17 protein-coding genes are annotated in these 14,746 nt (G+C 59.7%); 11 read left to right on the forward strand and 6 right to left on the reverse strand.

The features are described 5' to 3' along the window. Positions 1-6: 6 nt before the first annotated feature. Genes H2515_RS14635 through H2515_RS14660 form a run of 6 tightly spaced genes read right to left on the reverse strand, consistent with a single transcriptional unit; the run spans position 7 to position 3,976 of the window. Complete coding sequence (locus H2515_RS14635) at positions 7-561, reverse strand: KdsC family phosphatase (RefSeq protein ID WP_065414082.1); 555 nt, start codon at positions 559-561, stop codon at positions 7-9. After that, positions 558-1,511, reverse strand: a complete 954-nt coding sequence (locus tag H2515_RS14640) for a KpsF/GutQ family sugar-phosphate isomerase (protein WP_269802049.1) — start codon at positions 1,509-1,511, stop codon at positions 558-560. The genes H2515_RS14635 and H2515_RS14640 overlap by 4 nt, the downstream gene beginning before the upstream one ends. Before the next feature lie 42 nt (positions 1,512-1,553). Beyond that, entirely contained in the window at positions 1,554-1,832 is a 279-nt protein-coding gene (locus H2515_RS14645) for a hypothetical protein (RefSeq protein WP_198660485.1), read from the reverse strand. A gap of 32 nt (positions 1,833-1,864) precedes the next feature. Next, the gene (locus H2515_RS14650) at positions 1,865-2,299 is read right to left on the reverse strand and encodes a hypothetical protein (protein WP_198660486.1); all 435 of its coding nucleotides are present in this window, start codon (positions 2,297-2,299) and stop codon (positions 1,865-1,867) included. Further along, on the reverse strand, positions 2,289-2,978 hold the full coding sequence (gene murU, locus H2515_RS14655; protein ID WP_198660487.1) for an N-acetylmuramate alpha-1-phosphate uridylyltransferase MurU: 690 nt from the start codon (positions 2,976-2,978) through the stop codon (positions 2,289-2,291). The genes H2515_RS14650 and murU overlap by 11 nt, the downstream gene beginning before the upstream one ends. After that, positions 2,951-3,976 (reverse strand): aminoglycoside phosphotransferase family protein, encoded by a 1,026-nt coding sequence (locus H2515_RS14660; protein ID WP_065414079.1) that lies wholly within the window; start codon positions 3,974-3,976, stop codon positions 2,951-2,953. The genes murU and H2515_RS14660 overlap by 28 nt, the downstream gene beginning before the upstream one ends. A gap of 29 nt (positions 3,977-4,005) precedes the next feature. Here H2515_RS14660 and H2515_RS14665 point away from each other — a divergent pair, with 29 nt between their 5' ends. The 11 genes from H2515_RS14665 (at position 4,006) to hisH (ending at position 14,727) form a co-directional block, all read left to right on the forward strand. Continuing rightward, positions 4,006-6,201, forward strand: coding sequence for an LPS-assembly protein LptD (locus tag H2515_RS14665; RefSeq protein WP_198660488.1), 2,196 nt, complete (start codon positions 4,006-4,008; stop codon positions 6,199-6,201). Continuing rightward, the gene (locus H2515_RS14670) at positions 6,201-7,634 is read left to right on the forward strand and encodes a peptidylprolyl isomerase (protein WP_065414078.1); all 1,434 of its coding nucleotides are present in this window, start codon (positions 6,201-6,203) and stop codon (positions 7,632-7,634) included. Before H2515_RS14665 ends, H2515_RS14670 begins: the two co-directional genes overlap by 1 nt. 7 nt (positions 7,635-7,641) lie before the next feature. After that, positions 7,642-8,439 (forward strand): ABC transporter permease, encoded by a 798-nt coding sequence (locus H2515_RS14675; protein WP_231550995.1) that lies wholly within the window; start codon positions 7,642-7,644, stop codon positions 8,437-8,439. A 99-nt stretch (positions 8,440-8,538) separates the two neighbouring features. Continuing rightward, positions 8,539-8,793, forward strand: a complete 255-nt coding sequence (locus tag H2515_RS14680; RefSeq protein ID WP_014030233.1) for a BolA family protein — start codon at positions 8,539-8,541, stop codon at positions 8,791-8,793. Between the two features lie 35 nt (positions 8,794-8,828). Further along, the gene (gene grxD / locus H2515_RS14685) at positions 8,829-9,161 is read left to right on the forward strand and encodes a Grx4 family monothiol glutaredoxin (RefSeq protein WP_035190677.1); all 333 of its coding nucleotides are present in this window, start codon (positions 8,829-8,831) and stop codon (positions 9,159-9,161) included. A gap of 9 nt (positions 9,162-9,170) precedes the next feature. Then, positions 9,171-10,445, forward strand: coding sequence for a UDP-N-acetylglucosamine 1-carboxyvinyltransferase (gene murA / locus H2515_RS14690; RefSeq protein ID WP_065414077.1), 1,275 nt, complete (start codon positions 9,171-9,173; stop codon positions 10,443-10,445). Then, positions 10,442-11,089 (forward strand): ATP phosphoribosyltransferase, encoded by a 648-nt coding sequence (gene hisG, locus H2515_RS14695; RefSeq protein ID WP_035190671.1) that lies wholly within the window; start codon positions 10,442-10,444, stop codon positions 11,087-11,089. The genes murA and hisG overlap by 4 nt, the downstream gene beginning before the upstream one ends. Beyond that, positions 11,086-12,387: a histidinol dehydrogenase gene (gene hisD, locus H2515_RS14700; RefSeq protein WP_065414076.1), complete on the forward strand. Its 1,302-nt coding sequence runs from the start codon at positions 11,086-11,088 to the stop codon at positions 12,385-12,387. The genes hisG and hisD overlap by 4 nt, the downstream gene beginning before the upstream one ends. Continuing rightward, positions 12,384-13,463, forward strand: coding sequence for a histidinol-phosphate transaminase (hisC, locus tag H2515_RS14705; RefSeq protein WP_065414075.1), 1,080 nt, complete (start codon positions 12,384-12,386; stop codon positions 13,461-13,463). The genes hisD and hisC overlap by 4 nt, the downstream gene beginning before the upstream one ends. Beyond that, a complete protein-coding gene (gene hisB / locus H2515_RS14710; RefSeq protein ID WP_035190668.1) occupies positions 13,460-14,059 on the forward strand; it encodes an imidazoleglycerol-phosphate dehydratase HisB in 600 nt (199 codons plus the stop codon). Before hisC ends, hisB begins: the two co-directional genes overlap by 4 nt. Further along, positions 14,056-14,727 (forward strand): imidazole glycerol phosphate synthase subunit HisH, encoded by a 672-nt coding sequence (hisH, locus tag H2515_RS14715; RefSeq protein ID WP_065414074.1) that lies wholly within the window; start codon positions 14,056-14,058, stop codon positions 14,725-14,727. The genes hisB and hisH overlap by 4 nt, the downstream gene beginning before the upstream one ends. Positions 14,728-14,746: the final 19 nt, after the last annotated feature.

A 14,746-nucleotide genomic window follows, 5' to 3' on the forward strand; every position in this document is an offset into this window, starting at 1 on the left:
TGATGATCAAGGCAGGGCTCCGGCAGATCTGGCGATGATTGCTGGCCAATGCCCCTGCGCCCGCAGAATCAACTCGCAGAGCTCCCGTACCGCACCACGGCCACCCTGCTGCGCGCTCTGCCAGTGCACTCGACAACCGACCTCCGGGTGGGCATCAGCCGGGGCCGTAGCCAGACCAACGCGGGTAAGAATGGGCAGATCAATAAGATCATCTCCCATATAAGCCACCACCGCGTCATCCAGGCCAAGGGCTATTTTGAGTTCCGTGTAGGCTAGATTCTTGTCCGAGCAGCCCTGAAAAATCCGCTTGATGCTCAAGTCATGAGCACGATGGGCGACTGCCGGAGAATAGCGCGCGGTAATAACGGCAATCTCTATACCCCGTTCCTGCACAAGCTTGATGCCGTAACCATCACGCACGTGAAAGGCTTTACTCTCCCTGCCGTCATCGTCAAAAAATAAACGGCCATCCGTCAACACCCCATCCACGTCCAGGATCAACAGACGGATCTGGGCAGCACGTTTCATTAAATCCGCGTCGGGCGATATCCATTCATTCATACGATGCCTGCGCGCAGCAAATCATGCATATTCAAGGCACCAATCAGCCTCGCCTCATGATCGATGACCAGAAGCGCGCCAATGCGATGACCTTCCATCAGGGCGAGGGCTTCAGCAGCTAGGGCCTCGGCGACAATAGTGGCCGGTTTGGCATGGGCCAGTTCAGCCATGGGCTGTTCCCAGATATCCTGGCGCCGCGCGAAGGCACGGCGTAAATCACCGTCGGTAAAAATCCCCAGCACCCGATCTTCTGCATCCACCACTGCCGTCATTCCCAGTCCTTTGCTGCTGATTTCCAGTACCGCTTCGCATAATGGCGTATCCGCTCGCACCTTAGGCAGGCTGGTACCCCGGTGCATCACATCCTGCACCCGCAGCAGCAGGCGCTTGCCGAGGCTGCCACCCGGATGGGACAGGGCAAAATCATCTGCCGAAAACCCGCGCGCCTGCAACAGCGCCATGGCCAGGGCGTCTCCCATGGCCAGGGTTGCTGTCGTCGATGCCGTGGGCGCCAGGTTGAGGGGGCAGGCCTCCCGTGCCACAGCGCAGTTGAGATGCACCGCGGCACTGTGCGCCAGGGTGGACTGCGGATTGCCGGTCATGGCGATCAAAGGCACAGCGAGGCGTTTGACCACGGGCAAAATAGCCAGAAGTTCGGCGGTCTCCCCGGAGTTGGAAAGAGCAAGCAGGCAATCCTGGCGGGTGAGCATACCCAGATCACCGTGGCTGCCTTCGGCGGGATGCAGGAAAAGGGCAGGGCTGCCCGTGCTGGCCAAAGTCGCTGCGATTTTTCTAGCGATAATCCCGGACTTACCCATACCAGTGACGACAATACGGCCGGGGCAGTTCAGCAGAAGCTCGCAAGCTCCCACAAAGTCCGCGTCAAGACGCGCTTCCAGTGCCGCCACCGCCGCCGCTTCCAGGCGCAACACCTCTCGGCCAGTAGCCAACAGACTTTCTGGCGTTACAGTCGAGCTCGTCACCGGCAGTCGTCAATTCGCATGGGCGGGGTTCTGCCTCTGGACGGCTTCATAAACCGCACGGCAGTGGGGATGCGCAATCATAACCTTATCCACATCCGCAAATGGGGTATTTTGCATTAATTTCCAGCATTTCAGGTTTTCGGCATTCCGCGCGTCAGGATGCCGGGCGTACCAACCTACACTATCACGGGGGGCAGCGGCATCGCCCACCTGCCCGCGTACCCACCACAAGAACAGGGCAAAGAGCGCAAGCGCACCAATAATAACCAAAGCGTAAACAATCTTCATATAATGTGCTGGGTAACCTGAATAGGGTTGGATCACACTTCTTCCTGATACTGCTGGTTCAATAGCTGCACAAGCAACCCTTCCCGGGTCACCACATCGGCCATCAACGCAGCACTTATAGCCTTCCACACGGCTCGCAAGGCGGCAAGGTCGGCCCCATCATTAAACTGTTCTGCAATTTCGCCGAGTTTTTCCAGGGACTCACGCATCTGCAGACTGGTACTCAGGGCATTCTTGATTTGTTCCCGAGGGTGTGGAATCCAGCTCCGATCATTCCCATAGGAGCGCAGGCGCTCCCCGAATTCGAGCACCCGTTTCCGCAGCTTGCCGGTCAGGCCGATCTGACCGCTGCGCAAATCTCCCCAGACCGCGAGATCCATGAGCAAACCCCACTCCCGGCGCCAGCGGTCGCGCGAGTCGGCATCCAGAGCCACCGCCGCCTGCAGCGCAGCCGGATCAAAGTCCATGCCCGGCCTCCGCACAATCACGCCGGGCCGCCCGCAACCGCTCTGGCGTGCCCACATCCATCCATTTTCCTTGGTACAAATTCCCCTCCACCAGACCCGCCGCAATCCATTGCCGCAACCAGGGAGCCAGAGGAGCCGACTGTTCAGGAAAGTCCCGAAACAGCTCCGGATCAAGACGCGCGATGCCTGCGTAAGTATGACGTTCTTCGCCCGCCAACGCCACCATGCCGGCAGACAGTGCAAAATCGCCCAGCGGGTGCTGCATCGGGTTGGGCACCAGCACCAGATGCGCACGCGCAGAGGAAGACTGACAAAGCTGCGCCCAGGGAAAGTCCGTGCAAATATCCCCATTCACCAGCAAAAAAGGGCTGTTCCCCAATAGGGGCAGGGCGTGCACAAGAGCGCCCCCGGTCTCCAGGCGACCATCACGCTCGTCGCTGTAATGGATGCGCAACCCCTGCCAATCGGAACCCAGGGCCTGCATGATCATGTCACCCAGATGCCCGACATTGATGACCACATCGCGAATACCCGCCGCCGCCAGCGCCTCCAGGAGGCGCACGATAAGAGACTTTCCGGCAATCTCCAGCAGAGGCTTGGGGACATGATCGGTCAGCGGCCGGAGTCGCTCGCCCCGACCCGCGGCCAGGATCATCGCCCGGGTAACGGCGGTTGCCATGGGGCAAAAAGCTCCTGATAAGGCTGCAACAGTGGGTCAGCATCCAGGGCATCTACGACATAAGTCCAGAACCGGGGTAGAAAATCGAGATAACCCGATTTCCCGTCGCGGTAAGCCAGGCGACAAAAAATACCGAGAATCTTCAGGTTACGCTGCAGCGCCATGCGCCCGACACGGCGCAGAAAATCCGTCGGTGACGACAGGGCGACAGCATGCTGGTGCGCCGCCAAAAAATCCAGTGCCCAGGCATCCCGTTGTGCCCGCCCCCAATCCCAGTAGCGATCCCACAGCAGAGAAGCCAGGTCATAGGTCCATGGTCCGAGCACCGCGTCCTGAAAATCAATCATAGCCAACAAACCCGTGTCCCGCCGAATAATGAGGTTACGCGCATGAAAATCCCGGTGGACCCAGACCTGTGGCTGCGCTGCGGCATTATTCAGCAACACGGCAAAAAGGGTTTGCAGAGTAATGCTCTGCTGCGGACTCGGAACCAGACCAAGATGCCTGCCCAGATACCAGTCCGTAAACAGGGTCAGTTCATCCTGCATACGGGCTGGTGAGAAAAATGGCAAAGGGGGCAATGCTGCCTGCCGCTGCCCGGCTTGCTGCAGGTTGAGGACCAAGGTTATTGCCTGCTGCATCCACCGATCCACATCCGCGCCGGCGTCCAGCACCGTCTTAAAATCGTCGTTCCCCAAATCCTCCAGCAGCACAAAGCCAAGGGCTATTTGGGCAGCCAGCACCCGAGGCACCGGCAGGGCCGCGCGGGCAAAGCGGTGCTGCACTCGCAAAAAGGACAGAATATCCTCCGGCGGCGGAGCATCCATGAAGATGAGGCCCGGTGACAGGCGCCAGTAACGTCGCCCGCTCGCATCACCGGGAATGGCACGCGCCGACGCTACCGTAACGCCCTGCTGTGCGAGCCAGTGCACGGCGGCGGGTGACAGAGGGGCCGCCGCCGCGCGGCGAGAATTCGAGGCAAGGAAAGATTGCGGCATAAAAGCATTTTGTGCGATTTTACGCTCCTATGAAAAGTCCTCTGCACAATATCGGAAAATCCCGCCCCCGGCCAACCCGCCCGGGAAGCGGTAGCTATGTCCTGCGTTCTGGCATTCGCCTGGCCCTGCTTGGCGCCCTGCTGACACCCGGAATAGCTGTCGCCGCCACCGCAGAGAGTCCAATCACCCTCTATGCCGATCAGGTCCACGGTCTTGGCAGCGGTCACTGGACAGCCAGTGGCCACGTCGAAGTCCTTTACGGTGACCGCCGGGTTTATGCCGACACCGTGCACTACGACCAGGCCCATGATGAAATCATCGCCAACGGCCACGTGCGCATGGTCAGCCCCGGCCTGGTCACGGCGGCACCCAAGGCCACCATCCATTTGCGGGCCAACGAAGGGGTAATAGTCCATCCCCGCTACCTGCTGGAAGCGCAACAAGGGCACGGCCACGCCGAAAACGGCAAAGAACTGAGTAAGGGTCGGTATCAGCTCAATGAAGCTTGTTACACCACCTGTCATGGCGAAAAACCGGCCTGGCAGCTCTGGAGCAAGCGCATCGACCTCAACCAGAATGACAACTACATCACCACCAGCAATACCACGGTAGACGTGTTTGGATTGCCCATATTCTGGATGCCCTACCTCAGTTTTCCGCTGAAACGACACTCCGGGTTTCTTGCCCCCGGTGTGGGCAGCTCTACCATCAACGGTTTTTACCTCGGTATTCCCTACTATTTCGATATCGCTCGCAACATGGACGACACCCTCACCGTCAACTACTTCAGCAAGCGCGGCGTCATGTTACAGAATGAATTTCGCTATCTGGAACCCAATTACAGTGGCAAACTCTATATGGATCTGCTCCCCTCTGACCAATTGACCCACAAAAATATCTGGGCCATCTCCTGGCAGCACACGCAAAATCTGGGCGACGGATTCAGCTTCAACGCCGATTATAACCGCGTCAGCTACAAAAATTTCCTTTCGGATTTTGGCGGCACAGCGAATTTCGGCAGCAGTTTCGTGGGCGGCATTGGCAACGCCCCCTACATCAGCTCCTCTGGGGGTCTGTATTACAACAGTACACACATTAACGCCGGCGCCACCTTGCAGGGCTATCAGGTGCTGGTGCCTAACAGTGTTGCGCCCTATTCCCAACTCCCCCGCCTCTTTGCCGATGCCTACTGGCGGGTGGGGCGCAACGGCTATTTCGACTGGCACAGCAGCTTCAACTATTTCTCGGCCTCGGCGGGTCCCGTCGGTCAGCGTCTCGACCTCACCCCCACCCTCGGCTGGCGCTTTAGCCGCGGTTGGGGCTTCTTGGAACCGCAGGCCCGGCTCTACTACAGTCACTATCAGATTCAGCGTAATCTCCCCTACGCGCGCGCCATTAATCGCACCTTGCCGGCACTCAGCCTCAAGGGCGGCCTCAATTTCGTGCGTTATGGCAGCAACGGCAGCACGGCACTGCTGCAACCCCTGTTCAAATATACCTACATTCCCCTACAGGCCCAGAACGGCATCCCCATTTTCGATGCCAGTCAACCCTATCAGAACTTTCCGATGATTTTTGAGAATAACAGCCTCTATACCGGTAGCGATCGCATCAACGCTGCCAATCAGGTCGCGCTGGGGCTGCGTGGCACCTGGCTCACGCCCAGCGGGCGCCAGCTCTGGCAAGCGGCTGTCGGCCAGATCCGCTACTTCAACCAGCGCCAGATCAACCTCGCCGGCGATATTGTCCCGCAAACCCAGCAGTCCAATTATTTTTTTGAGGGACAATACGCGCCCCTTCCGGACATCAACCTCCTCGCCAATTCACAGGTCAACGCCCAGCAGAGCAACCTGCAGCGGCTCAACCTGCGCGCCCAGTGGTTGCCCGGCCCGCAACGCGTCATTAACCTGGACTACCGTTTTACCCGTGGCTTCGTGCATCAAGCCGGCCTTTCCGGTGCCTGGCCAATCTACAAGCGCTGGCAGGCGCTCGGCAGCTATCAGTATGACATCACCGATCACAAGCCGCTGGAGGAGCTCGCAGGGATCGGCTATGATGGCGGCTGCTGGGCAGCCCATATGATGGTTTATCATCAGATCCTTCTTGGCGGGCAGTCCAATAACGCTATTTATCTGGAGATCGTATTGCGTGGCCTGACCAGCCTCGGCAATGCCTCAAACGGTTTGCTCAGCCAGTATGTGCCGGGCGCCAGCATGGAGTTTTGATGTCGCTCAAACGCCGTCCTATTTTACTCGCCCTGAGCATCGTTCTGGGAACCGCTCCGGTGTTAGCCTGGGCAAATACGCCTTTTCTCAACCGCAATACCCTGCTGCCGACCGCGCCGGTGGTAGCACCCGGCACGACAACACACACTTATTCGGAAAACTCTGCCAAAGCACCGACGGCAGCGCCGCTACCCGAAAACACCCAGAATCTCGACAAAGTCGTTGCGGTGGTGAATGACAACATCATCACCTCCATGCAACTGGAGCAACGGGTAATCGCCGTGCGTGCCCGCCTGCAGACGCAAGACCCCAACGCCATGCCCCCCGAAGACATCCTGCGCCGCCAGGTGCTACAGCAGATGATCCTCCAGGACATCGAGCTGCAGATTGCGCACCGGGCCGGGATCAAGGTTGACAAAGGGACGCTGGACCAGGCTATCAGCAACCTCGCTCAAGCCAACCACCTCACCGAGGACCAGCTACGCCAGGCGCTGACCAATCAAGGGCAGTCGTGGGAAAGCTTTACCAACGACCTCAGGGATCGCATTCTTGTGGATCGCCTCATGCAGCAGGAAGTGGAGAACCGGGTCCACATCGGCCCCGACGAGGTAAAAACCTTCGCGCAACAGCTCAAGGAAATGGGCGGCGTGAGTTTCGACCTGCAGCAAATATTCATCCCGCTGCCCGGCAACCCGACACCGGACGCCGTCAGCGCCGTCCGGCGCGAAGCCGAGCAAACCCGTGAGCGCGTGGTGGCCGGCGAGAGATTTTCGCGCCTCGCCGCCCAGGTCAGCAGCGGCCACGATGCCTTGCAGGGCGGGCGCCTCGGCTGGGTCAAGGCGGGCGAACTCCCACCCGCAGTGACCCAAACCCTCCTTCAGTTGAAGGCGGGCGAAATCAGCCCCGTTATTCCGGGGCCTACCGGCTTTCACATATTCAAGTTGCTCGATGTCAAACATGCGCAACCGACGGTCACCGAGGTCAAGGCGGCCATGATCGTCCTGCGGGCCGGCAACAGCCTGCAGTTGCAGGAGGCGACAGCGCGCGCGCAGGACATCCAGCAGGCATTGCAAAATGGTACCCGCTTCTCGAAACTGGCGCGCACTTACAGCCAGGACCCCAGCACCGCCGCGCGGGGGGGGGAAATGGGCTGGGTCGCTCCCGGACAGTTGCCAGACAGCCTGGAGCGTTCTCTGGTCACTTTGCAACCGGGTGGGGTGAGCAGTCCCATCCGCGAGGGGGATGCCATATACATTTTGCACTCTCAGGCACAACGCCAGCAGCCGGTCAAAGAGAAACAAATCATGGCCGCCGCACGCATGCAGCTCTACAACCGTATCGTCCACGAGCGCATGGACGAGTGGCAACGCCGCATCCGCGACAGCGCCTACGTCGAAATCCTCGAATCCGGCCTGCGCGGCAACGATGCCTGAGACTTTCATGAAGCGGGCCGTGACAGATCCCGGCCCCGCACATGCCCGCCTCGCACCGACCTGGACCCTCTTTTACAAAGAGACCTTGCGCTTCGGCAAGGTGTGGCTACAGACCATTGCCGCCCCGCTGATCACCACCATCCTCTACCTGGTGGTTTTTGGGCACGCCTTGGGCGGACATATAGCGGTCTATCCGGGGGTCAGCTATACGGCCTTCATCGTGCCCGGCCTGATGATGATGTCGATCTTACAAAATGCCTTTGCCAACAGTTCCTCCAGCCTGATTCAAGCCAAGGTGACGGGAAACATCGTCTTTCTGCTGCTCAGCCCGCTCAGCCCTACCGAAATATACATTGCTATGGTTGCCGCCTCCGTGCTGCGTGGCGCACTGGTGGGGATTGCGATCCTTGCACTGGCGCTGTTGTATCTGCGGATACCGCTGCTGCATCCCTTGTGGATCGTGGTATTTACCATTCTGGGCGCGGGCGGCATGGGTTCACTGGGTCTGATTGCCGGACTTTGGGCGGAGAAATTCGATCAGATTGCCGGTTTCCAAAACTTCATTATCATGCCTCTGACTTTTCTTGCTGGTGTCTTTTACTCCGTGCAGTCCCTGCCTGGCGTGTGGCAGCACCTCTCGTTGTTCAACCCGTTTTTCTACATCATCGACGGGTTTCGCTATGGCTTTTTCGCAGATTCTGATGTCAGCGTATGGACATGTCTTGGCGTCAGTATCGTTTTCGCGGGCGTCACGGGTCTTTTCGCCTGGCACCTGCTGGATCGCGGCTACAAGTTGCGCCAGTAGGCACTTACAGAGTATCGCTCCCTGATCCAGCGCGGCATGACACGTTTGGGTCTAAGTGGCCACATCACACGGCGGCATTTTTACGTTACACTACACCCCATGAATGCCAATACGATCAAATCACTCATCCAGCAACGGCTTCCCGACGCTTTTATAGAAGTCCTGGGAGACGACGGCGCCCATTTCGAGGCACTGGTCATTTCTCCGGCCTTTATCGGGCTTTCCCTCATCAAGCAGCATCAACTGGTTTATGATGCGCTGGGCGAACGCATGCGCGAGGAGATTCACGCCCTCTCGCTGCGCACCCTGACGCCCGAACAGGCACCACCAGTCCATCACCCTGCAGCGCATTAATCGGCGTACTCACCCCTAATTTAACGAGGATAATCATGGCAACGATTCAGGAACTCATTCAGGAACAGGTTCAGAAGCATCCCGTCGTGCTGTACATGAAGGGTAACCCACGGGCGCCGCAATGCGGTTTTTCGGCCCGTGCCGTGCAACTGTTGCAGCAATCCGGCGTCAAGGACCTCTTTACGGTGGACGTCCTGGCCGACCCGCAGATTCGCGACGGTATCAAGCAGTATTCCAATTGGCCCACTATTCCCCAGCTCTATATTCAAGGAGAGTTTGTCGGCGGGTCAGACATCATGTCCGATCTCTATCAGCAGGGCGAACTGAAGAAGCTGGTCGACAGCGCGCAAGCGGCCAGCGCGAGCTGATTTGCGCCCATGGACAAGCTGCTGTTGCGTGGTAATGGCCCTTTACGCGGTGAGTTGCGGATTTCCGGGGCCAAAAACGCGGCGTTGCCTTGTCTCGCCGCCACCTTGCTGGCACGTGAGCCGGTGCAACTGCGCAACATTCCGCATCTGCGTGACATCACCACCACCCTGGAATTGTTGAGTACACTCGGTGCAAGGGTGCTGGTAGACGGTCAGCTCGGGATTGAAGTCGATCCGCGCCCGGTACATTCGGTCGTCGCCCCTTATGAACTGGTGAAGACCATGCGGGCCTCGATTCTGGTACTCGGTCCGCTGCTGGCCCGCCATGGCTCGGCAGAAGTGAGTCTGCCTGGTGGCTGTGCCATCGGCAGTCGTCCGGTGAGTGTCCATCTCAGTGGTCTACAGGCTTTGGGCGCTGAAATCACCGTAGAGGACGGTTTCGTTAAAGCACAGGCATCCCGTTTACGCGGCACCCGCATTGTCATGGAGATCGTCTCCGTCACCGGTACGGAAAACCTGCTCATGGCAGCCACCCTCGCCACGGGACGCACCACTCTCGAAAATGCCGCCTGCGAGCCGGAAATTGTCGATCTTGCCCACTGCCTGTCGGCCATGGGTGCGCGCATCTCCGGAGCGGGGACATCGGTCATCGAGATTGAGGGCGTAGATGAACTGCATGGTGCCGAGCATAGTGTTGTGCCGGACCGCATTGAGACGGGCACCTATCTGGTGGCGGCGGCCATGGCCGGCGGCGATATTTGCCTGAAACGCACCGATGCGGGCTTGCTGGAAAGCGTCATCCTCAAACTACGGGAAGCAGGGGCTGAAGTGACAACCGGGGCGGACACGATCCGCATCCGCATGACGCGCAGGCCGCAGGCGGTGGATGTGCGCACGGCACCCTATCCGGCCTTCCCCACGGACATGCAGGCGCAATTTATGGCGATGAACTGCATCGCCGAAGGAAGCGGCGTCATCACCGAAACCATCTTCGAAAATCGCTTTATGCACGTCTCTGAATTGCGGAGACTGGGTGCCGACATCAACGCCGACGGCAAGACCGCCGTAGTACGCGGGGTACCCCGCCTGCGCGGCGCGCCGGTAATGGCGACCGACCTGCGGGCATCCGCCTCACTGGTCCTGGCCGGGCTGGTGGCAGAGGGCGAAACCCTCATTGACCGTATATACCATCTGGATCGCGGTTATGAGGTCATCGAAGAGAAACTCAGCGCCTTAGGGGCGGATATTCGCCGGATCAGCAACAGCAGCAGGAGCGTCGCATGAGTACCGGTATCACCATTGCGCTGTCCAAGGGACGGATTCTGCAAGAAGCCATCCCCCTGTTTGCGGGAGCAGGCATCCATCTGGCGGAAGATCCTGATGAATCCCGCAAATTGATCATCCCCAGCACAGATCCTGCAGTGCGCTTTCTGGTGATCCGCGCCAGTGATGTGCCAACCTACGTGACCTGGGGTGCTGCTGATGTGGGTATCGCTGGCAAGGATGTGCTGCTGGAGCAGGAAGGCCTAGACCTTTATGAGCCTCTCGACCTGCGCATCGGCATCTGCCACATGGCAGTGGCCGAGCCTGCCAGCTTGGCAGCCCACGATGCCCCGCAAAACTGGGAACGGGTGCGCATTGCGACCAAATATCCGCACATCACCCGCAACTATTTCCATGCTCGCGGTGTACAGACGGAAATCATCAAGCTTTACGGCAGCATGGAACTGGCACCGCTGGTCGGTCTCGCCGATCGCATTGTCGATCTGGTCTCCAGCGGTCGGACGCTCAAAGAAAATGGACTGGTGGAAGTGGAAGAAATCATGCCTATTTCCAGCCGTCTGGTGGTCAACCGTGCGGCCATGAAACTCAAGCGCCACGCCATCGAAACCCTCATCAGCCAATTGGAGGCGCAAGTCGCGTCATGAATCGTCTGGATACCCGCAACCCCGATTTCGCTCAGCAGTTTCACGCCCTGCATGACTGGGACGCCAACCTGGATCCGCAGATTGAAGAACGGGTGCGGGAGATTGTCGCTGCGGTCCGCGACCGGGGCGATGCGGCGCTACGCGAGTATACCGAGCGCTTTGACGGCCTGCATACGGATTCGTCCGCCGATCTGGAAATCCCCCGCAGCCACTGGGAGCAGGCTCTTGATGGCCTGGAGCCAGGTCAGCGCACCGCCCTGGAAAAGGCGGCGCAACGTATCCGCAGTTACCACGAGTACCAGCGCAGCGCAAGCTGGACCTTTACCGAGGCCGATGGCACGGTGCTGGGCCAGCGCATTCTACCCCTGTCCCGGGTGGGGATTTACGTGCCCGGTGGGAAGGCCGCCTATCCCAGCTCGGTGCTGATGAATTCCATCCCTGCGCACGTGGCGGGCGTGCAGGAAATCATCATGACCGTCCCCACCCCCCAGGGGCAGGTGAATCCCTGGGTGCTGGCGGCGGCGGCTATTGCCGGGGTGGATCGGGTATTCTGTGTCGGCGGCGCGCAGGCGGTAGCGGCGCTGGCCTATGGTACAGAGAGTGTCCCGGCGGTAGATAAAATTGTCGGCCCCGGTAATATTTATGTGGCCACCGCCAAGCGTATGGTCTTTGGCCGGGTCGGCATTGATATGATTGCCGGGCCCAGCGAAATCCTCGTCATCAGCGATGGCTCGGCACCCGCCGAATGGCTGGCCTGGGACCTGCTTTCCCAGGCAGAACATGATGAACTGGCCCAGAGTATCCTCATCAGCTGGGACGATGCGCATATCGAGTCGGTGCTCACTGCCGTAGATACTGCGCTTGCGGTACTGGACCGCGCACCTATCGCCCGCAAGAGCTGGGCAGACCGCGGCGCGGTGATCCGCGTGCGCGATCGCGCCGAGGCCTGCGCCATTGCCGACCGTATCGCGCCGGAACATCTGGAACTGGCCGTAGCGGATCCGGAAGACTGGCTGGCGGACATCCACAACGCTGGCGCCATTTTCATGGGTATCCACAGTTGTGAGGCCCTCGGCGACTATGTCGCCGGCCCCAATCATGTGTTACCCACGGGCGGTAGCGCACGTTTCTCATCGGCACTGGGTGTCTACGATTTCATCAAGCGCAGCAGCCTCATCCATGCCAGCCCCGCTGGAGCCGCGCATCTGGGGCGGATCGCCGAAGGCCTCGCCCGGGGCGAAGGGCTGACCGCACATGCCCGCTCAGCAGCCTGCCGCATTCCCAAAGCTGGATCATGAGCGACGAGGCGACGATCGCCCTGATGCAGAGCTTGCTGCGTCCGGAGTTGCTGGCCAGCAAGGCCTATGCGGTGGCGCCCAGTGATGGGCTCATCAAGCTCGACGCCATGGAGAATCCTTACCGTCTACCCGCCGCGCTGCGCCAGCAATGGCTGGAAAGCCTCGCCGATGCGCCCCTCAACCGCTACCCGGACGCGCACCCGGGCGCCCTCATCGCCGCCCTCAAAACTCATATCGGTGTGCCTGAGGGTGCAGAACTCATGCTCGGCAACGGCTCCGACGAGCTGATCCAGATTCTGGTGACCGCCGTGGCCGGTAGCCAGCGTCCCATCATGGCGGTGGACCCCAGCTTCGTCATGTACCGCATCCTGGCGCAACAACTCGGGCTAGCCTTTACGGGCATTCCTCTGGACGCGGACTTTCAGCTGGATCTCCCCGCCATGCTGACCGCTATCGCCGCGCAACAGCCTGGCATCATTTTCCTCGACTGGCCCAACAACCCGAGCGGCAGCCTCTTCCCTGAGGCCGATCTGGAAGCCATCGTCGCTGCCGCACCCGGCCTGGTAGTGGTAGATGAGGCCTACCACGCTTTCAGTCAGACGACCTTTGCCGATCGCCTGGGACGCACACCCAACCTCCTCCTCCTGCGCACCCTGTCCAAGGAGGGCCTGGCAGGGTTACGGCTGGGGATGCTGGCAGGGCCGACGGCGTGGATTCAGGAGTTGGACAAGTTGCGTCTGCCCTACAACATCAATGTGCTCACCCAGCGTAGCGTCGCTTTCTATTTATGCCATACCAAAGTGCTGGACGCGCAGGCCGAAGTCCTGCGTAGCGAGCGGGAAAGGCTCCTTAAGGCCATCTCTTCCTACGGCCTGGCGATCTGGCCCAGCGCCGCCAACTTCCTGCTCTTTCATGCCCCCGGGCGAGCTGCAGCGCTATTTTCAGGGCTGCGCGAAGGCGGGGTGCTCATCAAAGCCTTTACAGGTCACCCCCGTCTCAGCGAATATCTACGGGTCAGTGTCGGCACCCCCGCCGAAAATGATCGCTTTCTGGCCGTACTGGAGTCTTTACTGTGAAGCCGCGTCAAGCCGAAGTCGAAAGAAACACCCTCGAAACCCAGATCCGGGTTGCCGTGAATCTCGATGGGTCCGGGCAAGCGGAACTGCACACCGGGCTACCTTTTCTCGATCACATGATCCATCAAATCGTCCGCCATGGCCTTTTCGACCTGCGCATTCAGGCCCAGGGTGATCTGGACATTGACGCCCACCACACGGTAGAGGATATCGGTATCACCCTCGGTCAGGCATTTGCCCGTGCCGTCGGCGACAAGACGGGCATTCAGCGCTATGGTCATGCCTACGTGCCGCTGGACGAGGCACTGTCACGGGCGGTGGTAGACCTTTCCGGCCGTCCCGGACTGGTCTTTGCGGTCGAGTTCCCGCGCGCCCAGGTGGGTGGCTTTGATGTGGACCTCTTCCATGAATTCTTTCAGGGCTTCGTCAACCATGCTCAGGTGAGCCTGCATCTGGACGCCTTACGCGGCAACAACGCCCACCACATCGCCGAGACCCTGTTCAAGGCCTTTGGTCGTGCCCTGCGTATGGCTGTCGCCCCCGATCCGCGCATGGCAGGCGCTGTGCCCAGTACCAAAGGTACCCTGACCCTATGAGCGCTGCCACAACCCGCGTCGGCATTATCGATTACGGTATGGGCAACCTCTATTCCGTGGCCAAGGCCGTGGAGTATCTGGGTGGCAAAGCGATTATCAGCGATCAGGCCAGCGAACTGGCCACCACCGACCGCATCATTTTTCCGGGGGTCGGTGCTTTTGGTGACTGCATGGCCGCGCTGGAGGCCCGTGAACTCAGTGACTTCGTCCGCGTTGCGGCGCAGACTCGGCCCTTCCTCGGCATCTGCCTCGGGATGCAGATGCTCATGGACGGCAGTATGGAACATGGAGAACACGCCGGACTTGGTCTGCTGCCGGGACGGGTCATTCCCTTTCCGGAAGAAGCTCTGCAGGCGGCAGATGGCCGCCGCCTGAAAATTCCGCACATGGGCTGGAATGAGCTGCATCAGTTGGTGGAACATCCTCTTTTTGCTGGTGTTCCACAAAATGCCTATTTTTATTTCGTGCACTCCTTCTACGTGGAACCCGCCGCCCCCGAGATACTCGCGGCCTTTAGCGATTATGCCTTCCCCTTCTGTGCCGCGATGGCGGCGGACAATCTATTTGCCCTGCAGTGCCATCCTGAAAAAAGTGGCACGACAGGCCTGCGCCTGCTGGGAAATTTTCTCGGCTGGGATGGTGACGGTGGAGCAAGCTGTGCGCTTTGACCCTGTTTTCTGGAATAAC

It is taken from the genome of Acidithiobacillus ferrivorans (genome assembly GCF_016250455.1).
Taxonomy (GTDB): Bacteria; Pseudomonadota; Gammaproteobacteria; order Acidithiobacillales; family Acidithiobacillaceae; genus Acidithiobacillus; species Acidithiobacillus ferrivorans.